The sequence below is a fragment of the Streptomyces sp. 184 genome, assembly GCF_045781775.1.
Taxonomy (GTDB): Bacteria; Actinomycetota; Actinomycetes; order Streptomycetales; family Streptomycetaceae; genus Streptomyces.
The window spans coordinates 5,231,979-5,253,240 of record NZ_CP123230.1; the positions used below are offsets into that span (position 1 = coordinate 5,231,979).

A 21,262-nucleotide genomic window follows, 5' to 3' on the forward strand; every position below is an offset into this window, starting at 1 on the left:
GCCATCGGCGGGACGCCGCCCGCCCGCCGCGGCCCGGGGCGCCGCCGCTACCGTTGAGGTGGGAGAACGGCCGTCGGCGACCGCCGCAAGCGGAGGGAGCACCCCACATGACCGAACGCAAGCCGCCGGGTGTGAGCTTCGAGTCCTGGATCGACCGGCAGATCCGCGAGGCGGCGGAGCGCGGCGAGTTCGACGACCTCCCCGGCAGGGGCAAGCCGCTGCCGGACCTCGACCGGCCGTACGACGAGCTGTGGTGGGTCAGGGCGAAGATGGCGCGCGAGCAGTTGTCCGCGCTGCCGCCCTCCCTCGCCGTGCGCAAGGAGGCCGAGGCCGCGCTCGCCGCCGTGACCAGGGCGCGGAGCGAGAAGGAGGTGCGCGAGATCGTCGCGGAGGTCAACGAGAAGATCCTCGCGGCGCACCGCGCGCCCGCCGTCGGCCCGCCGCTGAAGCTGGCGCCGCTGGATGCCGACACGCTGGTACGCGAGTGGCGTGAGGGGCGCGAGGGACGCGAGTAGCGGGTACGAATCAACCGGACGCACGCGCTCCGGGGGTCCCCAACGCGCGCGGAAGCGTCGATCGTTGGTGGTAAGGTCCCCCTCGAAACGTCAAGCCGTACGCAAGCGCACGGGGTAGACGCAGTCCGGGGGGAACTGATCCGTAGGTCACCCCTGCGCGGCGATCCGCCGTCCCGACCAGACGGCGCGGCAGTCAGGCGCCCGACCCGTACCCGGATACGGGCGCCTTCGCCCGTTTTGGCCCGGCTTCCGCCGCAGCGGATCCGGCTGCCGGACCGGCTCACCCGGCAGCGGTGACGCGCCCGGGACACTGCGTGCCGGCCCCGCCTCCGCCTCCGGACGGCGCTGTGCATCGGCATCAGTCGTCCGAGAGGGGGAGCCGGTTGACCACCCGACGGCAGTTCCTCGCGGCCTCGGCCGCGGGCCTCGGCGTCGCGGCACTGACCCCCGCCCCGCTCGCCGCCGCGCCGGGCAGCCCTCGCGGCGACCGCCCCAACATCGTCCTGATCGTCGCCGACGACCTCGGCTACGGCGAACTCGGCTCGTACGGCCAGCGGCTCATCCGCACCCCCCACCTCGACCGACTCGCCGCCGACGGCCTGCGGTTCACCGCAGCGTACGCCTCCGCGCCCGTCTGCGCGCCGTCGCGCGCCTCGCTGCTGACGGGGCTGCACAGCGGCCGGGCCCGCGTCCGCGAGAACCCGATGCGCGGCATCCAGCCCTCCATCGGCGACGGCGACACCACCGTCGCCGAGCTGCTGCGGGCGCGCGGCTACCGCACGGCGTGCATCGGCAAGTGGGGCTTCGGCCCCGAGGAGCCGGACCAGCACAGCCACCCCAACTACCGCGGGTTCGAGGAGTTCTACGGCTATCTGACCCACCGGCACGCGCACTTCTACTTCCCGCAGTACCTGTGGCACAACAGCCGCCGCGTGCCGCTCGCGGGCAACGGGGACGGCGGGCGCGGCACGTACGCGCCCCAGCAGTTCTCCGCGCGCGCCCTGGAGTTCATCCGGACCCACTCCGAGGAGCCGTTCTTCCTCTACCTCTCCCCCAACGTGCCGCACGCCCCCAGCACCGTGCCGGACACCGGCGAGTACAGCGACACGGACTGGAAGCCGGAGGACAAGGGGCACGCCGCGCAGGTCGCCAACTTCGACCGGATGGTCGGCGCGGTGATCGAGGAGCTGTACGAGCAGCGCATCGCCGAGGACACCGTGGTGATCGTCACCAGCGACAACGGGCGGCACGAGGAGGGCGGTGTGACGCCCGCGCTCTTCCAGCGCGAGCGTCCGCTGCGCGGCTACAAGCGGAACCTGTACGAGGGCGGCATCCGGGTGCCGCTCATCGCCTGGTCCCCGTACCGCATCCGGCCCGGCGTCGTGAACCGGCCCACGCCCCACATAGACCTGCTGCCCACCCTCGCGGAGCTGGGCGGCGCCCCCGCGCCCCGGGACGTCGACGGGCTCTCCCTCGCGCCGCTGCTCACCGGGACCGGGCCGGCGCCCCGCCACGAGTACCTGTACTGGTACCGCAACGAGCGGGCCTCGACGCCGCTGGCCCGCGCCGCCGACCACGACCGGATCGGCCGGATCTCCGAGGCGGTGCGCGCCGGCGACTGGAAGGCGGTGCGCTTCGCGCCCGGCAAGGACCGCGCGGCGCCCGACGGCCGCTGGCAGGTGGAGCTGTACAACCTGGCGGACGACCCGACCGAGTCCGTCGACCGCGCCGCGGACCGGCCGGACGTCGCCGCCCGGCTGGTCGACGTCATGCGCCGGGAGTGGCACGACACGTACGACCGCGAGCCCTTCGGCGTACGCATCGGGGCCCCGCCCTACGCCGAGCCGGGCCGCGTGCTGACCGTCACCGCCACCCTGCACAACGGGTCCGACCGCCTGTGGACCGAGCCGCGGGTGCACTTGCAGGTCCCGGAGGGCTGGAGGGTGCGCGCCGCGACCCGCCGGCCGCGCGGCCGGCTGGCGCCGGGCACCGAGGTGGTCACCCGCTGGCGGGTGACACCGCCGAAGGGCGCGCCCGCGGGCCGGTGGGAGCTGCGGGCGCGGGCCGTCGCGCGGTGCGAGGGCGGGCCGCTGACGTACCGTTCGCGGCTCGCGATGCTCACGCCGCCGGCGAAGGGCGGCTACTTCGGCGACCTGCCCTGGCTGACCTGAGGGCCCCGGCCGTACGGACCGGGCGGGCGCCCGGCTCGTACGGCACGAGCGCCCGCGCGGTCAGGCACGCGGTCAGGGGCGGGGGATGTTGCGGAGGTTGGAGCGGGCGAGGTCGAGCATGGTGCCGACGCCGCCCTCCAGGACCGTGCGCCCGGCCGCGAGCGCGAAGCCGCGCACCTGCTCCAGCGTGATCCGCGACGGGATCGACAGCGCGTTGGAGTCCGTGATCAGCTCGATCAGCGCGGGGCCCTTCGCCGCCAGCGACTCGCGCAGCGCGCCCTCGATCTCGCCGGGTTTCTCCACCCGCCAGGCGGGGATGCCGATGCCGCGGGCGACGGCGGAGAAGTCGACCTTGCCGTGGTCGGTGCCGTAGGCGGGCAGGCCGTCGACCAGCATCTCCAGCTTGACCATCCCCAGCGAGGAGTTGTTGAACACGACGGTCTTGACCGGCAGGTCGTACTGCTTGACGGTGATCAGCTCGCCGAGGAGCATGCCGAGGCCGCCGTCGCCGGAGAGCGAGACGACCTGGCGGGCGCGGTCGGCGAAGGCGGCACCGATGGCGTGCGGCAGGGCGTTGGCCATGGAGCCGTGGGTGAACGAGCCGATGACGCGGCGGCGTCCGTTGGGCGTGAGGTAGCGGGCGGCCCAGACGTTGTTCATCCCGGTGTCGACGGTGAACACCGCGTCGTCCGCGGCCAGTTGGTCCAGCACCCGGGCGGCGTACTCGGGGTGGATCGGCACGTGCTTGTCGACCTTGGAGGTGTACGCCTCGACGACCTTGCTCAGGATCCGCTCGTGCTTGCGCAGCGTGGCGTCGAGGAAGCGCCGCTCGCCCTTCTCGCGCAGCAGCGGCTGCACCGCGTCCAGCGTGGAGGCGACGTCGCCGTGCACGGCGATCTCCAGGGGCGTACGGCGGCCGAGGCGGGTGGCGTCGATGTCGATCTGGACGGTCTTGGCCTGCGGCAGGAAGGCGTCGTACGGGAAGTCCGTGCCGAGCATGACGACGAGGTCGGCCTCCTGGAGCGCGTCGTAGCAGGCGCCGTAGCCGAGCAGGCCGATCATGCCGACGTCGTACGGGTTGTCGTACTGGATCCACTCCTTGCCGCGCAGCGTGTGCCCGACGGGCGCCTTGAGGGTCTCGGCGAGCCGCATGACCTGCGCGTGCGCGTGGCGTACGCCCGCGCCGGCGAACAGCGCGACGCGGTCGGCGCCGTTGAGGGCGTCGGCCAGCTCCCGCACGGTCTGCGGGTCGGGGACGATCGCGGCGGGGCGGACGCAGGGGACGGTGTGGCCCGTGGGGTTGGCGGCCGGCTTGTCGGCGATGTCACCGGGCAGGACGAGGACCGCGACCTGGTTGGCGCCGACGGCGTGCTGGGCGGCGATCCGGGCGATGCGGGGCATCTGCTCGGGCTGGGAGATCATCTGGCAGTAGCCCGACGCCTGGTCGAAGAGCTTCTCCGGGTGGGTCTCCTGGAAGAAGCCGCTGCCGATCTGGGTGGCGGGGATGTGCGAGGCGATGGCCAGGACCGGGGCACCGCTGCGCTGGGCGTCGAACAGGCCCTGGATGAGGTGGGTGTTGCCGGGTCCGCAGGAGCCCGCGCAGGCGGCGAGCTGCCCGGTGACCTGCGCCTCGGCGGCGGCGGCGAAGGCGCCGGCCTCCTCGTTCTGCACGTGCACCCACTCGATGGCGCCGTCGCTGCGGCGGATGGCGTCGACGAGCGGGTTGAGGCTGTCGCCGACCACGCCGTAGATGCGCTTCACCCCGTACTGGAGCAGGACCTCCAGGAGCTGGTCGGCAACCTTGGCACTGCTCATCGCGCTCTCCTCGCATCGGGCTTCGCGGCGTGCGGACAACGTGTTCGATCGTAGGCGATCACCGGCGAAGGGGGGCGTATCGCACGTCGGCGCACGTCGGCGTGCGTCCTTCTCGCGAGGGCGGCGTGCGGGCTATAGTCCGAAACTAGCGCCGCTAGTTTCGATGGGGAGGCCCGCCGTGCGCACCGTTCACTTCGCCGCCGCCCGCCGCACGCCGATCGGGAAGCTGCGCGGGTCGCTGTCCGCCGTACGCCCCGACGACCTCGCCGCGGGGGTGCTCCGCGGACTCCTCGACGGCGTCCCGGCGCTCGACCCGGCCCGTATCGACGACGTCTACTGGGGCGCCGCCAACCAGGCCGGCGAGGACAACCGCAACGTCGCCCGCATGGCCGTCCTCCTCGCCGGGCTGCCCGAGTCCGTCCCCGGCGCCACCCTCAACCGGCTCTGCGCCTCCGGCCTGGAGGCCGTCACGACCGCCGCCCGCGCGATCGCCGCCGGCGAGGCGGACGTGGTGGTGGCGGGCGGCTCGGAGTCGATGAGCCGCGCGCCGTTCGTGCTGCCGCGGCCCGACGAGGCGCTGCCGCGGGCGATGGCGACGGCCGACACCCGGCTCGGCTGGCGGCTGGTCAACCCGCGGATGCGGGAGCTGCACGGGCTGCTCGCGATGGGCGAGACCGCGGAGGAGGCCGCCGAGCGGTACGGCGTGGGGCGGGCGCGGCAGGACGAGTTCGCGCTGCGCAGCCACCGGCGGGCCGCGGCGGCGCGGGCGGCGGGGCACTTCGACGCGGAGCTGCTGCCGGTCGTACGGCCCGGCGACGGCGAGGCGGTGACGGCGGACGAGTGCATCCGCGAGGACACCTCCGCGGAGCGGCTGGCGAAGCTGAAGCCGGTGTTCCGGGCGGGCGGCAGCGTGACCGCGGGCAACTCCTCGCCCATGAACGACGGGGCGGCGGCGCTGCTGCTGGTCAGCGAGGAGGCGCTGACGGAACTGGGCCTGACCTCCCTCGGACGGTACGCGGCCGGCGCCTCCGCCGGCGTCCACCCCGACGTCATGGGCATCGGCCCGGTCCCGGCCACGCGCAAGGCGCTGGACCGGCTGGGCTGGTCGGTGGCCGACGTCGAGACGGCCGAGCTGAACGAGGCGTTCGCGGCCCAGTCGCTGGCCTGCGTGGACGAACTGGGGCTCGACGAGGAGACGGTCAACCCCGACGGCGGGGCCATCGCGCTCGGCCACCCGCTGGGCTGCTCGGGGGCGCGGATCCTGACGACGCTGCTGCACCGGATGGCGCGTACGGGCGCGCGGCGGGGGCTGGCGACGATGTGCGTCGGGGTGGGGCAGGGTTCGGCGGTGCTGGTGGAGCGGGCCTGAGGCGCACGGGGCCTTATTCCGCCGCGCCCTTCGCCGCCCAGGTCTCCCACTCCGACGGCGGGTTGCCGAGCACGTCGGCGCGGCGCCGTACGACCGCCTCCTCCTCGGTGTGCATCGCGTGCGCCAGCCGGTCGGTGCCCTCCCCCGACGCGGCGAGCGCGCGGATCACCGCGTCCCGGGTGCCCTCGATCCGGGGCGCGATGTGCTCCAGGTCGCGCAGGGCGGCGTACCAGTCGCCGGGGATCGGCTGCGGGCCGCCGGCGTCGCGGGAGTTCACGCCCGTACGGAGCATGCCGAGGGCCCACAGGCAACTGTCGACGATCTCCGCCAGCAGCCGGGCCTCGCGGGTCAGCGCCGTGGTCTCCTCGGGCGTCAGCCGGACCGTGAACTCCAGTCCGTCGTCCCCTTCGGGTGCGCGGTAGACGACCGTCATCCTGACCCCCTAGCGGCAAGCCGGGCAGTGCGGTGACAGCACTCTATGCACCGCCGACGTGCCCCGGGAAGCCGCGGGGCACGGCTGAAGCACAATGGGCCCCATGGATCTCCGCATCTTCACAGAACCGCAGCAGGGCGCCTCGTACGACACACTCCTGACCGTGGCCCGCGCCACCGAGGACCTCGGCTTCGACGCCTTCTTCCGCTCCGACCACTATCTGAAGATGGGCGACGTCAGCGGCCTGCCCGGACCGACGGACGCCTGGGTGACGCTGGCGGGCCTGGCCCGCGAGACGCGCCGGATCCGGCTCGGCACGCTGATGTCCGCCGCCACCTTCCGGCTGCCGGGCCCGCTTGCCATCCAGGTGTCGCAGGTGGACCAGATGTCGGGCGGGCGGGTCGAGATGGGCATCGGCGCCGGGTGGTTCGAGGACGAGCACACCGCGTACGGGATCCCGTTCCCGAAGGAGAAGTTCGCCCGGCTGGAGGAGCAGCTCGCGATCATCACCGGGCTGTGGCGGACGCCGACGGGCGACACCTTCAGCTTCTCCGGCACGCACTACGAGCTGAAGGACTCCCCCGCGCTGCCCAAGCCGGTGCAGGCGCCGCTGCCGGTGCTGATCGGCGGCATGGGCGCGAAGCGGACCCCGGCGCTGGCGGCCCGCTACGCGACGGAGTTCAACGTGCCGTTCAGCTCGCTGGAGGACACCGAGCGGCAGTTCGCCCGGGTCCGCGAGGCGGCAGAGACCGCCGGCCGGACACCGTCCGACCTGGTGTACTCCAACGCGCTCGTCGCCTGCGTCGGCAAGGACGACGCCGAGGTGGCCCGCCGTGCGGAGGCCATCGGCAGGCAGGTGCCGGAGCTGAAGGAGAACGGCCTGGCGGGCACCCCGGCGGAGGTGGTCGAGAAGCTCGGCCGCTACGGGGCCGCCGGCTCGCAGCGCTTCTACCTCCAGATCCTCGACCTGGCGGACCTGGACCACCTGGAGCTGATCGCCGCCGAGGTGATGCCGCAGGTGTCCTGAGCGCAGGGCAGCGGTCCGGGACGTAAAACCCCTGGCGGGAGGCGGTCGCACCCGGCGAGTATGGCCGGGTGGAGCGCGGCGAGGTGCTGGTCGAGAAGCACACCATCCTGGCGGTGGTGGCGGGCTCGCACGCCTTCGGCCTGGCGACGCCGGCGTCCGACACCGACCGGCGCGGGGTGTACGTCGCGCCGACCGAGTGGTGGTGGCGGCTGGAGAAGCCGCCGCCGCACTGGGAGGGGCCGCTGCCCGAGCAGTTCAGTTGGGAGGTGGAGCGCTGCTGCGCGCTCGGGCTCGACGGGAACCCCAACCTGCTCGAAGTGCTCCACTCCCCGCTGGTCGAGCGGTGCACGCCGCTCGGCGCGGAACTGTGCGAGCTGCGCCCCGCGTTCCTCTCCCGCGGCGTCCACCGCACCTTCGGCCGCTACGCGTACCGCCAGCTCACCCGGGCCCGCGCGCGCCGGGAGCGCACCGGTGAGGTGCGGTGGAAGCACGTGGTGCACCTGCTGCGGCTGCTGCTGAGCGGGGAGGCCCTGCTGCGTACGGGTGAGCTGTGCGTCGACGTCGGGCCGTACCGCGAGCGGCTGCTCGCGGTCCGCCGCGGGGAGCTGGCCTGGGACGAGGTGATGGCGTGGACCGCGGAGCTGTCCACCCGCCTCGACGAGGCCCTGCCGGCCAGTCCGCTGCCGGAGTCCCCGGACCAGTCCCGCGTCGAGTCCTGGCTCACCTCGGTCCGCCACCGCAACCTGACCGCCGCCACCGCCGCCGCCTCGTCCGGGGGCGGTTCGGGCGGGCCGGCCTTACTGGCGCCCTGATCCCGCCGCTCTCCGCCTTTCGGGCGCTCGTCGCCTGATCCCCCGCCCGGTCGGCGCGGCCGTCGCGTCCGCGCACCCGCCGACCGCCGGCCGCCCGCCAACACCGTTGCCACGCGGGGCCGGCCGGGCGACGTGCCCGCCTCCAGCCGGGTCGACACCGCATAACGCTTGGCGCCGACCTCTTGACCTGCCTCCCGGCCAACTTCTATGTTCACCGCCAAGAGGTAGAACGTAGGACCTCCCACGACCCCGCCTATCCCCGGGACAGGGACGGGCGCGGCGCCATCCCCTGTTTTTCCCCTTCTGGAGGCACCGTGAGCGACGTATCACCAGAGCCGGGCGTCGAGCGCCGGCGAGTGCTGAAGTACGGCGGGGCGCTGGGCGCCTTCGGCGTCGTGGCGCCGGCGCTGGCCGCCTGCTCCGGCGGTCCGGACTCGACCTCCGACACCGGCGGGGGCGGCGGCGCCGACTCCGTCACCGCCGTCATCGGGTACGGCAACGACCAGAGCTGGGACCCCACGCTGACCGCGTCCGCGTTCTCCGTGGCCAGCAACCACCACATCTTCGAGGGCCTGCTCGACACCGACCCGATCACCCGCGAGCCGTACGCGGCGCTGGCGACCGAGCCGCCCGCCGACGCCGGCGCCACCACCTGGTCGTTCACCCTGCGCGACGGCGCCACCTTCCACGACGGCAAGCCGGTCACCGCCGACGACGTGGTGTTCACCTTCGACCGGATACTCGACCCGGAGACGCAGACCCTCACCCGCGGGTTCTTCGCCGGCTGGCTGAAGGAGGTCAAGAAGACCGGGGACAACACCGTCGACCTGGTGCTCGCCTTCCCGTTCCCGGACGGGCTGTCCCGGCTCACCCTGGCGAAGATCATGCCGAAGCACATCCTGGGCAAGTCCGGTGCCTTCAAGGACCTCGACACCGGCCTGCCCGAGGTCACCATCGGCTCCGGCCCGTACCGGATGACGGCCAACCAGCCGCTGTCGAACACCTCCTTCGAGGCGTACGCGGACTACAACGGCCCGCGCAAGGCGAACTTCAAGAAGATGAACTGGCTGTCCATCGTGGACGCCGCCCCCCGGGTCGCGAAGATCTCCGGCGAGAGCGCCGGGGCGCAGATCGCCGACAACATCCCGTACGCGAACGTCAAGCAGTTGGAGCAGGACGGCCTCACCGTCGAGGGCGGGGCGGGCATGAACCACATGTTCCTGCTCTTCAACACCGACCGCGCGCCCTTCGACGACGTCCGCGTGCGCCAGGCGCTGCACTACGCCATCGACACCGACAAGATGATCGAGGCGGGCCTGAAGGGCTACGGCAAGGCCGCCAGCTCCTTCCTCGACGAGGCCAACCCCACGTACCGCAAGGCCAAGACGGTCTACGGCTACGACCCGGACAAGGCGAAGGCGCTGCTGGACGAGGCCGGGGTCAGCGGGCTGAAGGTCACGCTCATGGCGTCGACCGTGAGCTGGATCGCGGACTGCATCCCGACCATCAAGGCGTCCTGGGACGCCATCGGCGTGGAGACAACGCTGGACCCGCAGGAGACCTCCGCCCTCTTCACCAAGCTGGACCAGAAGGCGAACTACCAGGTCGTCGCCTCCGCCTCGAACCCCAACCAGCTCGGCATCGACGCGGATCTGATCCTCCGTTACAACTACACCGCGGACAACATCTGGATGGGCTACTCCCGCTGGGCCGGGGCGTCGGAGGCCAAAAACCTGTTCCGGCTCATGGACGCGGCCACGCGCGAGCCCGACCAGGAGAAGAAGAAGCAGATGACGCAGGAGTACCTGGACGTCGTCGCGGAGAACGCGGTCATCTACCCCGTGGTCCACACCGAGCTGGTCACCGCCTGGGACGCCGACGAGATCACCGGGATCCAGCCGCAGCCGTACCCCGGCATCAACCTCCTCAAGGCCAAGCCCGCGTAGGGCGGCACGTCACGGTCAGTCAAGGCTAGGAGCTCACGTACGTGGCCCAGATCGTCAGGATGCTGCTACGCCGCATCGCCCTGCTCGTCCCGCTGATGCTCGGCATCGTGCTGTTCGTCTTCCTCGTCATGCGCTTCTCGGACATCGACCCGGCGGTGGCGCACTTCCAGGGTGCCAACCCCACCGAGCAGCAGCTCGACGACTACCGCGAGGAACACGGGCTCAACGACCCCCTGCCCGTCCGCTACGCCGCGTTCGTCGGCGACCTGGTCCAGGGCGACATGGGGCTCAGCGTGCTCAACGGCAGACCGGTCGTCGACCAGGTGACCACCGCGCTGCCCCTGACCATGCAGCTCACCTTCATGGGCCTCGCCCTCGCCATCGTGCTGTCGGTGCTCTTCGGGGTCACGGCCGCGATCTACCGCGACCGGATCCCGGACCAGCTCATCCGCATCGTGTCGCTGGTCGGCGTCGCCGCGCCCGCCTTCTGGGTGGCGCTGCTGCTGATCCAGTACCTGGCGGTGGACTGGGGGTGGTTCCCCTCCGGGGGGTACGTCAATCCGGGCGACTCCTTCACGGGCTGGCTCAAGACCATGACGCTGCCGGCCATCGCGCTGTCGCTGCACGTCGCCGCGCAGCTCACCCGCATCGTGCGCACCGCGGTGGTGGAGGAGCTGGACAAGGACTACGTGCGCACGGCGATCGGCAGCGGGCTGCCGCCGGTCGTCGTGGTCGGCCGCAACGTGCTGCGCAACGCGCTGGTCAACCCGCTGACCGTGCTCGGGCTGCGGGTGGGCTACCTGCTCGGCGGCGCCGTCGTGATCGAGACGATCTTCTCGCTGCCCGGCATGGGCACGTTGATGATCAACGCGGTGAAGAACGGCGACCCCGCGGTCGTGCAGGGCGTGGTGCTGACCGTCGCCGTCGCCTTCGTCGTCGTCAACCTGGTCATCGACATCCTCTATCTGCTGGTCAACCCCCGTCTGAGGAGCGCCGCCTGATGCTCACCACCCTCGGGGGCCGCCAGAAGCTCACGGAGCGGCTGTCCCGGCCCGGCCTGCGGCTCCGCGGGCTGGCGCGGCTGCCCTGGACGTCCCGGATCTCGCTCGGGCTGATCGCCCTGGTCGTGCTGGTCGCGGTGTTCGCACCGCTGCTCGCCCCGCACGACCCGCTCGACCAGCAGGCGCAGGCCGGCGGCACCGGGCACCCCTCCGCCGACCACTGGATGGGGCAGGACAGCCTCGGCCGCGACATCCTCAGCCGGCTGATGTACGGGGCCCGCTGGTCGCTGATCATCGGCCTGGGCGCGACGCTGCTCGCGCTGGTCGCCGGCGCGGTCCTCGGCGCCGTCGCCGCCACCTCCCGCAAGGCGGTGGACGAGTTCGTGATGCGCTGCCTGGACATCGTCATGGCGTTCCCGGGAATCGCGCTGGCCGCGGTGCTCGTCGCCGTGTTCGGCGGCAGCATCCCGGTGCTGGTGTGCGCCATCGCGTTCCTGTACGTGCCGCCGATCGCGCGGGTCGTACGGGCCAACGTGCTCGACCAGTACGGCGAGGACTACGTGACCGCGGAACGGGTCATCGGGGCCCGTACGCCGCACATCATCGTCAAGCACGTCGCCATCAACTGCGCCGCGCCGATCCTGGTGTTCTGCACCGTGCAGGTCGCCGAGGCGATCGTCTTCGAGGCGTCGCTGTCCTTCATCGGCGCGGGCGTCCGGCCGCCGGACCCGTCCTGGGGCAGCGTCATCGCGGACGGCAAGAACATGGTGCTGCTCGGCGGCTGGTGGGCCACGGTCTTCCCGGGCCTGCTGATGCTGCTGACCGTGCTGGCGCTGAACATCCTCTCCGAGGGCATCTCGGACGCCTGGGCGGCGCCGGCCTCCCGGCGGGCCGAGAGCGTGCCGGTCAAGGAGGCCGTCGCCGAGGACCGGATCGAGGCACCCGCGCCCGGCACCGGCAAGGTGCTCCAGTTGCCCGGCCTCGCCGAGGCCGCCCGGCGGCTGCGCGAACGGGCCCGGCCGCTGCCCGGCGGGGAGCCGGTGCTGTCGGTCAAGGACCTGGCCATCGGTTTCGACAAGCGGCACGCGGGCGTGGACATCGTCGACGGCATCAGCTTCGACATCAGGCCCGGTGAAGTCCTCGGCCTCGTCGGCGAGTCGGGCTGCGGCAAGTCGCTGACGGCGCTGACGGTGATGGGTCTGGAGCCGGACGGCGCGCGGGTCCGCGGCAGCGTCGTCTTCGACGGGCGGGAGCTGATCGGCACGCCGATGCGGGTACGCCGCAAGCTGCTCGGCCACGAGATGGCGATGATCTACCAGGACGCGCTCAGCTCGCTGAACCCGGCGATGACCATCCGCGCCCAGCTCAAGCAGCTCATCCGGCGCGGCGGCACCCGCACCGCGACCGAACTGCTGGAGCTGGTGGGCCTGGACCCGGACCGTACGCTGCGCAGCTATCCGCACGAACTGTCCGGCGGGCAGCGGCAGCGGGTGCTCATCGCCATGGCCCTGTCGCGCAACCCGAAGCTGATCGTCGCCGACGAGCCGACCACCGCGCTCGACGTCACGGTGCAGGCGCAGGTCATCGAGCTGCTGCTGCGGCTGCGCAGGGAGCTGGGCTTCGCGCTCGTCCTGGTCAGCCACGACCTGGCGCTGATCTCCGACGTCACCGACCGGGTGGTGGTGATGTACGGCGGGCAGATCGTCGAGACCGGCGTCACCGCCGACCTGGTCGAGGCGCCGGCCCACCACTACACCCGCGGGCTGCTGGGCTCTGTGCTGTCGCTGGAGTCGGCCCAGGAGCGGCTGACGCAGATCCGCGGCGTCGTGCCCTCGCCGGCCGACTTCCCGGCGGGCTGCCGGTTCGCGGACCGCTGCCCGATGGCGAGCGCCACCTGTCTGGACACCGCGCCGGAACTGGTCGGCGAGGAACGCAGGCACGAGGTGGCGTGCCACCACCCGGCGGTCGAGCCCGCTGTCGGACCGACGCCGTCCCCCGCGGGCGAGGCGGAGAAGGAGGCGCTGCGATGAGCGCGAAGGACGGCGGCTCCGGGCCGATCGGCGACCTGGCCAAGGGAGCGCCCCTGGTCGAGGGCGACGGCCTGGTCGAGGGCGGCGGCGTGGCGCCGGCGCTGATCACCGTGCGCGGCGCGCACGTGGTGCACCGGGCGCGCTCCGGCGGGCTGTTCGCCCGGGACCGGGTGTACGCGCTGACCGGCGCGGACCTGGCGATCGCGGCGGGCGAGACGGTCGGCGTGGTCGGCGAGTCCGGCTGCGGCAAGTCGACGCTGGCGAAGGTGCTGGTCGGGGTCCAGCAGCCGACGGCCGGCACGGTGGAGTTCCGGGGCCGCGACATCTGGGAGATGGGCGCCGGCGAGCGGCGCACCGCCATCGGGACCGGCACGGGCATGATCTTCCAGGATCCGTCTACCGCGCTCAACCGGCGGCTGCCGATCCGGCAGATCCTCCGCGACCCCCTCGACGTGCACCGCCGCGGCACCGCGGCGCAGCGCGCCGAGCGGGTACGGGAGCTGATGGCGCTCGTCGGCCTGCCGACGGTGCTCGCTGACGCGCTGCCGGGGCAGTTGTCCGGCGGGCAGCGGCAGCGGGTGGCCATCGCCCGCGCCCTGGCGCTGGAGCCGGACCTGGTGGTGGCGGACGAGCCGACGTCCGCGCTGGACGTGTCCGTACGCGCCCAGATCCTCAACCTGCTGCTGGATCTGAAGGAGCGGCTGAACCTGGCGCTGGTGTTCGTCTCGCACGACATCCAGACGGTGCGGCGGATGAGCGACCGCGTCATCACCATGTACCTGGGCAGGATCGTCGAGGAGGCGCCGGCGGTGGCGCTGGGCTCCGGCAGCGACTCCCCGGCGGAGCGCGGCACGGACACCGCACGGCACCCGTACACGCGGGCGCTGTTCTCGGCGACGCCGGGGCTGCTCGACCCCATCGACCCGATCCCCCTCGTCGGCCCGGTGCCGTCGGCGACCCGGCCGCCGAGCGGCTGCCCGTTCCGTACCCGGTGCTGGAAGGCCACGGAGGAGTGCGCCGCGGCCATGCCGGAGGTCACGCAGGCGGCGCACGCCCACCGGTTCCGCTGCCACCATCCGGTGGCCGCCACGGAGAGCACCCGTGATCTCGTGATCCAAGCGAAGGAGAGCGCATGACCCGTCCCACCCACCTGACCGGTGTCGTACCGCCCGTCTGCACCCCCCTGACGCCGGATGCCGAGGTGGACACCGCCTCGCTGACCAGGCTGGTGGACTTCCTCGTGGAGGGGGGCGTCGACGGACTCTTCGTGCTCGGCTCCTCCTCGGAGGCGGCGTACCTCAGGGACGAGCAGCGCAGAGTCGTGGTGGACACGGTGGTACGGCACACCGGGGGGCAACTGCCCGTGCTCGCCGGCGCGATCGACATGACGACCCCGCGCGTGCTCGACCACGCCCGCGGGGCGCTCGACGCCGGCGCGGACGCGCTCGTCGTCACCGCGCCGTTCTACACCCGCACCCACCCGGCGGAGATCGACCGGCACTACCGCGAGGTCGCCGGCCGCACCGGCGCGCCGGTCTACGCCTACGACCTGCCGGCCTCGGTGCACACCAAGCTCGGCCACGACCTGGTGCTCCGGCTCGCCGCCGACGGGGTGCTCGCCGGGCTGAAGGACTCCAGCGGCGACGAGACGGGCCTGCGCCGCGTCATCGTCGGCGTACGGGACAAGGTGGCGGGCTTCTCGGCGCTCACGGGGTCCGAGACGATGGTGGACAGCGCGCTGGCGATGGGCGCCCACGGCGTCGTCCCCGGCCTCGGCAACGTCGACCCGCACGGCTACGTGCGGCTGTACCGCAGCGCGCGGGAGGCCGACTGGGAGACGGCCCGTACCGAGCAGGAGCGGCTGCTGGCGCTGTTCGGGATGGTCGGCAGCGGCGACCCGGCGCGGATGGGCATGAGTTCGTCGGCCCTCGGCGCGTTCAAGGCGGCCCTGCATCTGCGCGGGGTCATCGCGTGCCCGGCGACGATGCTGCCGCAGATCCCGCTGGACGCCGAGGAGGTGCAGCGGGTGGAGAAGCACCTCGCCGCGGCGGGGCTGCTCTGACGGTGCTCAGTTGGCGCCGTACGCGGGCGGGAGGGGCTGCCGGGTCCACGGGGGTGGACCCGGCAGCCCCTCCCGCCGGTCTCCTCACCCGCCGCCGACGCGGATCCGGCCCCCGGCCCGGGGGTCCGCCGCATCCGCGGCAGCGGCGTCGGTGTCGGAGGCGGAGGCGGGCGCGGGCGGTTCGAGGTGCAGCTCCGGCAGCAGCCGGTCGGCCCAGCGCGGCAGCCACCAGTTGGCCCGCCCGAGGAGCGTCATCGTGGCCGGCACCAGCACCATGCGCACGATCGTCGCGTCCAGCAGCACCGCCACCGCCATGCCGACGCCGATCATCTTCACCGTCACGTCGGGGTCGATCGCGAAGCCGGTGAACACCGCGACCATGATGGCCGCCGCGCTGGTGATGACGCGCCCGGTCGCCGCCAGGCCGCGCACGACGCTGCCGTGCGGGTCGCCGGTGGCGAGCCAGTCCTCGCGGATCCGGGAGAGCAGGAAGACCTCGTAGTCCATCGACAGGCCGAACAGGATGGTGAACATCAGGATCGGCACCCAGCTCGACACCGGCACGTCGTGCGGCAGGCCCAGCAGCCGGGCGCCGGTGTCGGTCTGGAAGACGACGGTCATCACGCCGTACGCCGCGGCGACCGACAGCAGGTTCATCACCGCCGCCTTCAGCGCCACCACCGGGGCCCGGAAGAGCACGGTGAGCAGCAGCAGCGAGAGTCCGACGACGAACGGGACGACCACCCACAGGCGGGTGGCGAGCCGGTCGGAGATGTCGGCGTAGACGGCGACCACGCCGGTGGCCTCGGCGCCCGCGGGCAGCACGTCGGCGCGCAGCAGGTCCAGCAGGTCCTGGGTGCGCTCGTCCTGCGGTCCGGTGGCGGGGGTGACGACGAGGACGGCGGCGTCGCCTGCCTCGTTGACGCGCGGCGGCGACACGGCGGCGACGCCGTCGGCCGCGGCCAGGTCGTCGCGGAGCGCGGGCAGGGCGTTCGCGGGCGTCCGGGCGAGGTCCACGGCGATCTGGAGCGGGCCGTTGGCGCCCTCGCCGTACTCGGCGGCCACCAGGTCGTAGGCGCGCCGCGTGGTGTTGGAGTCCGGCTGGCTGCCGGCGTCCTGCGGCCAGGTGCGCATCCCGAGGACCGGTGCGGCGAGGGCGAGGAGCACCACGAGGGCGGCGAGGCCGGCGGCCAGGGGGCGCGTGGTGACGGCGCGGGCCCAGCGCTCGGTGAGGGTGGGCCGGGGCGGCGCGGGTTCCGTCGGCCCGTCGGACGGTGCGGACCGCGCGGGCTCTTCGGGGCGTACGAGGCGGAGGCGTTCCGCCCGGGGCAGGACGCGGTGTCCGGCCAGCCCGCACAGTGCGGGCACCAGCGTCAGCGCGGCGGCCATCACGGCGACGACGGTGCAGAAGGTGGCGTAGCCGAAGGACGCGAAGACCGCGACCGTGCTGAGCCGGAGCCCGAAGAGGGACAGCAGGACGGTGGCGCCGGCGATCAGCACGGAGACGCCTGCGGTGGCCGTGGCCTCCGCCGCCGCGGCGCGCGGCGCGAGCCCGCGGCGCAGCCCCTCCGCCTGCCGGCCGACGAGCAGCAGCGCGTAGTCGATGCCGACGCCGAGGGCGACCATGGAGGCCACGGTGGGGGCGATGTTGCTGACGTCGGTGGCGGCGGAGAGCAGCGCGACGCCCGCGAACCCGACGCCGAGGCCGGCGATGGCAACGACCAGCGGCAGCCCGGCGGCGGTGAACGAACGCAGCGCGAAGAGCAGGATGAGCAGGGCGGCGCCGACGCCGATCAGCTCGGCGGTGATGGCGGGCTTGGTGACGTTCTCCGGCACCTGCCCGCCGAGTTCGACGTCCAGGCCCGCGTCCTCGGCGGGCGCGGCGGCGTCGCGCAGCGCGTCGGTGCCCTCGGAGCCCTTGATGTCGGTGACCTGGATGCGGTAGCTGACGGTGAACAGCGCCGTGTCTCCGTCGCGGGAGAGCACCGGCTCGTCCACCAGGGACACGCCCTCCAGGTCCGCGAGCCGCGTGCGCACCTCGGCGAGCACGCCGGCCGGCAGGCCGTCGCCGGAGTCGCCGTGGACGACGACGCGCGCGCTGGTCCCGGACATCTCCGGGAAGGCGTCGGTGAGGAAGTCGGTGCCCGCCTGGGAGGGTGTGCCCTCCACGCGGTAGTTGTCGTGCGGGGTGCCGCCGAACGCCCCGGCCAGGGCGAAGAACGCGGCGACGGCGACGAGCCAGGCGGAGACCGTCCGCCAGGGGTGCGCCGCGCATGCGCCGCCGAGGCGGCCGAGCAGTCGCGTCATGACCGTTCCTTGCGCAGTTCCAGTCGATTCCCGGCACACGGTGCCGGGGGCCTCTTGCAGTCGACTTGGAGACCTCTTGGAACGAGGGAGTAGGGGCTGCCCTCAGCGCGGCCGGGCGAGTGCGGTCAGGGCGTCCTCGGCCGCCGCCAGCCAGTGCGGTGCCTGCCAGCGGCGCGCGACGACGGCGGCGTGCGCGTAGTGCTCGCCGGCCTCGTCGGTACGGTCCAGCAGCAGGGCGAGGTCGCCGAGGGTCTGGGCGACGGGCCGCATGGCCAGGCAGGTGCTCGCCGCCCCCGCGACCACGTCGCGCAGCGGCAGCAGCTCCGCCAGCAGGCCGGGGGCCTCGTCCCGTTCCTCCAGCGCGACCACGGCCAGCGCGCGGGCGGTCATGAAGAGCGAGTAGTAGAAGTCGTGCCGGATGGGCGGACGTTCGGCGCGGGCGGCACGGGCCTCGTCGGGGCGGCCGGCGTCGACCAGGGCCAGCGCGAGGGAGTCGCCGGCGAGGGACCCGTACACCCGCGCCGAAGCCGCCAGCTCCGGCAGCGCCTCGGCGGGCCGGCCCCGCAGCCAGCACAGCGCGAAGCGCGACACCGCCCACATGGCCTCCGCGTGCGGCGAGCCGTTGGCGCGCAGCCGGCCGACGGCCTCCGCGTAGCCGCGCTCGGCCGCTTCGATGTCGCCCTCGGCCATGCGCAGCGCGGCCAGTTGTACGTGCCCGACCGCGGCCGGGTCGCTCAGCCGGTGGGTCTCGGCGATCTCCAGACCGCGGTCGACGTGCCGGCGGATCGCCGCGATGTCCCCGCGGACCGCGGCGTTCCCGGCGGCCAGGTTCTCGGCGAACCACGCGTAGCCGGGCAGGTCGTGGTCCGCCGCGAGCTGCGCCAGCTCGGCGGTGACCTTCTCGCGCGGCGCGGGGTCGAACTCCCAGTCCATGACCCGGCTGCGGGTCGCGAGCACCTGGGCGAGCAGTTCGGGCGCGTCGAGCCCGCGGGCGAGGTCGACGGCCTCGGCCGCCGCCGCCCGCGCCGCGTGCGCCGGGCCGGCGGCGCTGTCGACGGCGGCGGCGAGGGCTTCCAGCAGGCGGCAGCGGGTGGCGTCGGGCAGCGTGCCGTCCGCCAGCAGCCGGCGCAGCGCGGCGGCGGCGCGGGTGTCCTCGTGCGCGTACGTCTTGCGCTCCCAGGCGCTCGGCTCTGTCCAGGCCGTCAGCGCCTCCACCAGCAGGTCGTCGCGGCCGTGCCGTTCGGCGACGTCCATGGCGCGGGCGCGGACGGCCCGCGCCTCGACCACCGCGCCGCCGCGCGCCCGCGCCTGCAACTGGAGCCCGAGCAGCGCGACGATACGGGCGGGGGCGTCCTCGTCGGCGAACGCCGCGGGGTGGCGCTCGACGCACGCGACGGCCTGGGCGAGCAGTCCGGCCGCGGTGTCGTGCGCGTAGCGGCGGCCGGCGAGTTCCGCGGCGCGCACGGCGTAGTCGACGGCGGTACGGGCGGTGGCGGTGGCGGGCGCCCGGAGGTGGTGGTGGGCGATGGCGGAGACGTCGTCGGGGCGCAGTTCGCGCAGCGCCCGGCCGAGAGCGGCGTGCAGCCGGGCGCGGCGCAGGCCGCTGGTGTCGGCGTAGAGGGTGTCGCGTACGAGGGCGTGGGCGAAGCGGATGCGGCCGGGGCCGGGCTCGGTGAGCAGCCCGGCGGCGACACCGGCGTCGAGGCCGTCGAGGACCGTGTCTTCCGCGGCGGCGGTGGGGGCAAAGGCGGGGGCGGCGCGGTGGCCCGCGGCGGGGTGCGCGGCGCTTGGCTCACCGGCCGGGCGTACGGCCGGATCCGCGGCGGGACCGGCGGGCATGCCGCCGGCCGGGAGCGCGACCGGGCCCGACGATGCTTCGCCGGGCGGGTCGACGGCGGCGTCGCCGGCCGGGCCGGCGGCGGGGCCCGCGCCGAGGGCGGCGGCGCGGACCAGCACCTCGACGTCCGCCTCCCGGCCGGCCGCGGCGGCGAGCCGCAGCACGGCCAGCGCGGCGGGCGGCAGCCGGTCGAAGCGCCGCCGCAGCACGTCGCGTACGCCGTCGGGGACGGCCCGCAGCGCGTCGGCGGTGACGGTGCCGCCGGTGAGCATGCGGGCGGTCTCCAGCAGGAAGAACGGGTTGCCGCCGGTACGTTCCGCGAGGGCGGCGGCGGTCGCGGCGTCGACGGGGGCAAGGGCGCGTACGAGCCGTACGGCGTCGGGCGGCGCGAGCCCGTCGAGGGGCAGCCGCACGGGGGCGCGGCGGGCGAGGACGGCCTGCGTGGCGGCGAGTTCGCCCTCCTCGGGGCGGTAGGCGGCGACGACCAGCAGCCGGCCGGCGGGCGGGTCCTCGGCGAGCCCGGCGAGGAGGGCGAGGGTCTCGCGGTCGGCGCGGTGCAGGTCGTCGAGGAAGAGGGCGAGGGGCCGTTCGCGGGTGGCGGCGGCGAACCAGGTGCGGCAGGCGCGGTGCAGCCGGAAGCGGTCGCTGGCGCGGCCCGCCGCGGGCCGCGGGCCGGGGTCCAGCAGCGGCGCGAGGTCGTCGGCGAGCCCGGGGTCGGGGGGCGCGTACCGGGCGAGTTCGCCGGCGATCTCCTCCCACGCCCAGGCGGGCGGGGCGCCCTCGGCCTCGGGGCACCGGCCGAGGGCGGTGACCCATCCCCCGGCCGCGAGCCGCCGGGCGCAGTGCCCCAGCAGCCGCGACTTGCCGGCCCCCGCCTCCCCCGCCACGAGCACGAACCGCACACCCCCGGCAGCCGCCTCCCCGGCCGCCGCCTCCAGCGCCGCCGACTCGGCCGCACGCCCGACGAAGGGGGCGGGTGCGTCGGGCACCAGGCCGGCGGGGAGCGGCGCACCGCGGCCGCCGGAGGCGAAGTCGCCGCGGAGGTCGCCGCGGACCGGGAGGAGTTCGCCGGAGGCGACGGGCAGGGGCGGGCCGGCGGCCGGGCCGGGCGGGCCCGGCGGTTCCGGGGGCGTGGGGCGGGCGGCCGTGTCGGGGCCGACCCGCAGGTCGTCCCAGCGGCGGTTGAGGATGGACTCCTCCAGGGCCGTCAGCTCCGGGCCAGGCTCTATCCCCAGTTCCTCCCGCAGCCCCCGCCGCACCCGGCGCAGCGCCGCCAGGGCGTCGGCCTGGCGGCCGTCCGCCCACAGGGCCAGGACCAGCAGGCGCCAGCCCTCCTCCCGCAGCGGCTCCTCGCCGGTCAGCGCCTCCGCCTCCGCCACCGCCTCCGCGTGGCGGCCGAGGCGCAGGGTGGCCGCCGCGTGGGTCTCGCGGGCGGTGAGCCGCAGGCCGCCGAGGCGGGCGGCCTCGACCGCCGCCCACGGGGCGTCGGCGAACTCCGCGTACGCCTCGCCGCGCCACAGCCGCAGCGCCGCCGCCGCCTGGGTACGCGCCCGCCCCGGGTCGTCCGCGAGGAGGCCCCGCGCGCGGCTGAGCGCCCGCTCGAACCGCCAGGCGTCCACGGCCTCTTCCGGCGGCCGGAAGGCGTAGCCGGGCGGGGTGCTCACCAGCAGCCGGGCCGGGGCGCGGCGGGAGCGGCCGGGTTCCAGTTCACGCCGGAGGTGGGAGACGTACGCCTGGAGCGAGGCCCGCGCGCGCGGCGGCGGTGCGCCGCTCCACAGGTCGTCGATCATCCGGTCCGCGGAGAGCGTGGCGCCCCGGGCGGTCAGCAGCAGCGCGAGGACGGCGCGCTGGCGCGGGCCGCCGAGTTCGGCGGGCGCGCCGTCGACATCGGCGGCGATCGGGCCGAGGACGCCTATCGCCACCACGGGAGGATTTTA

General features: G+C 74.4%; 14 protein-coding genes. 10 read left to right on the plus strand and 4 right to left on the minus strand.

What is annotated here, in order from left to right; translation table 11 throughout:
- The first annotated feature begins 107 nt into the window (after nucleotides 1-107).
- Entirely contained in the window at nucleotides 108-515 is a 408-nt protein-coding gene (locus QBL21_RS22140; protein ID WP_407563968.1) for a DUF1992 domain-containing protein, read from the plus strand.
- Between the two features lie 383 nt (nucleotides 516-898).
- Complete coding sequence (locus QBL21_RS22145; protein WP_407563969.1) at nucleotides 899-2,686, plus strand: sulfatase-like hydrolase/transferase; 1,788 nt, start codon at nucleotides 899-901, stop codon at nucleotides 2,684-2,686.
- A 72-nt stretch (nucleotides 2,687-2,758) separates the two neighbouring features.
- On the opposite strand, the gene QBL21_RS22150 is transcribed toward QBL21_RS22145, so the two are convergent.
- Nucleotides 2,759-4,501: a pyruvate dehydrogenase gene (locus QBL21_RS22150; RefSeq protein WP_407563970.1), complete on the minus strand. Its 1,743-nt coding sequence runs from the start codon at nucleotides 4,499-4,501 to the stop codon at nucleotides 2,759-2,761.
- 178 nt (nucleotides 4,502-4,679) lie between these two features.
- Here QBL21_RS22150 and QBL21_RS22155 point away from each other — a divergent pair, with 178 nt between their 5' ends.
- Nucleotides 4,680-5,870 (plus strand): thiolase family protein, encoded by a 1,191-nt coding sequence (locus tag QBL21_RS22155; protein ID WP_407563971.1) that lies wholly within the window; start codon nucleotides 4,680-4,682, stop codon nucleotides 5,868-5,870.
- 13 nt (nucleotides 5,871-5,883) lie between these two features.
- Here the strand turns inward: QBL21_RS22155 and QBL21_RS22160 are convergent, their stop codons facing one another.
- Complete coding sequence (locus tag QBL21_RS22160) at nucleotides 5,884-6,303, minus strand: hypothetical protein (RefSeq protein ID WP_407563972.1); 420 nt, start codon at nucleotides 6,301-6,303, stop codon at nucleotides 5,884-5,886.
- Nucleotides 6,304-6,406: 103 nt separating this feature from the next.
- On the opposite strand from QBL21_RS22160, the gene QBL21_RS22165 reads away from it, so the two are divergent.
- The 7 genes from QBL21_RS22165 to QBL21_RS22195 all read left to right on the plus strand — a co-directional run bounded on the left by QBL21_RS22165 (nucleotide 6,407) and on the right by QBL21_RS22195 (nucleotide 15,181).
- Complete coding sequence (locus tag QBL21_RS22165; protein WP_407563973.1) at nucleotides 6,407-7,330, plus strand: LLM class F420-dependent oxidoreductase; 924 nt, start codon at nucleotides 6,407-6,409, stop codon at nucleotides 7,328-7,330.
- 68 nt (nucleotides 7,331-7,398) lie between these two features.
- Complete coding sequence (locus QBL21_RS22170) at nucleotides 7,399-8,142, plus strand: DNA polymerase beta superfamily protein (protein ID WP_407563974.1); 744 nt, start codon at nucleotides 7,399-7,401, stop codon at nucleotides 8,140-8,142.
- 356 nt (nucleotides 8,143-8,498) lie between these two features.
- Nucleotides 8,499-10,088, plus strand: a complete 1,590-nt coding sequence (locus tag QBL21_RS22175; RefSeq protein WP_407566510.1) for an ABC transporter substrate-binding protein — start codon at nucleotides 8,499-8,501, stop codon at nucleotides 10,086-10,088.
- Nucleotides 10,089-10,147: 59 nt separating this feature from the next.
- Entirely contained in the window at nucleotides 10,148-11,089 is a 942-nt protein-coding gene (locus QBL21_RS22180; protein ID WP_407566511.1) for an ABC transporter permease, read from the plus strand.
- On the plus strand, nucleotides 11,089-13,119 hold the full coding sequence (locus tag QBL21_RS22185) for a dipeptide/oligopeptide/nickel ABC transporter permease/ATP-binding protein (RefSeq protein WP_407563975.1): 2,031 nt from the start codon (nucleotides 11,089-11,091) through the stop codon (nucleotides 13,117-13,119). The genes QBL21_RS22180 and QBL21_RS22185 overlap by 1 nt, the downstream gene beginning before the upstream one ends.
- Nucleotides 13,116-14,255 carry an oligopeptide/dipeptide ABC transporter ATP-binding protein gene (locus tag QBL21_RS22190; protein ID WP_407563976.1) on the plus strand — a complete coding sequence of 380 codons (1,140 nt, stop codon included), beginning with the start codon at nucleotides 13,116-13,118 and terminating at the stop codon, nucleotides 14,253-14,255. Before QBL21_RS22185 ends, QBL21_RS22190 begins: the two co-directional genes overlap by 4 nt.
- Nucleotides 14,252-15,181, plus strand: coding sequence for a dihydrodipicolinate synthase family protein (locus QBL21_RS22195; RefSeq protein ID WP_407563977.1), 930 nt, complete (start codon nucleotides 14,252-14,254; stop codon nucleotides 15,179-15,181). The genes QBL21_RS22190 and QBL21_RS22195 overlap by 4 nt, the downstream gene beginning before the upstream one ends.
- An 84-nt stretch (nucleotides 15,182-15,265) precedes the next feature.
- Here the strand turns inward: QBL21_RS22195 and QBL21_RS22200 are convergent, their stop codons facing one another.
- Both QBL21_RS22200 and QBL21_RS22205 read right to left on the minus strand, forming a co-directional pair.
- Nucleotides 15,266-17,488, minus strand: a complete 2,223-nt coding sequence (locus QBL21_RS22200) for an MMPL family transporter (protein ID WP_407563978.1) — start codon at nucleotides 17,486-17,488, stop codon at nucleotides 15,266-15,268.
- 102 nt (nucleotides 17,489-17,590) lie between these two features.
- Nucleotides 17,591-21,250 (minus strand): BTAD domain-containing putative transcriptional regulator, encoded by a 3,660-nt coding sequence (locus tag QBL21_RS22205; protein ID WP_407563979.1) that lies wholly within the window; start codon nucleotides 21,248-21,250, stop codon nucleotides 17,591-17,593.
- Nucleotides 21,251-21,262: the final 12 nt, after the last annotated feature.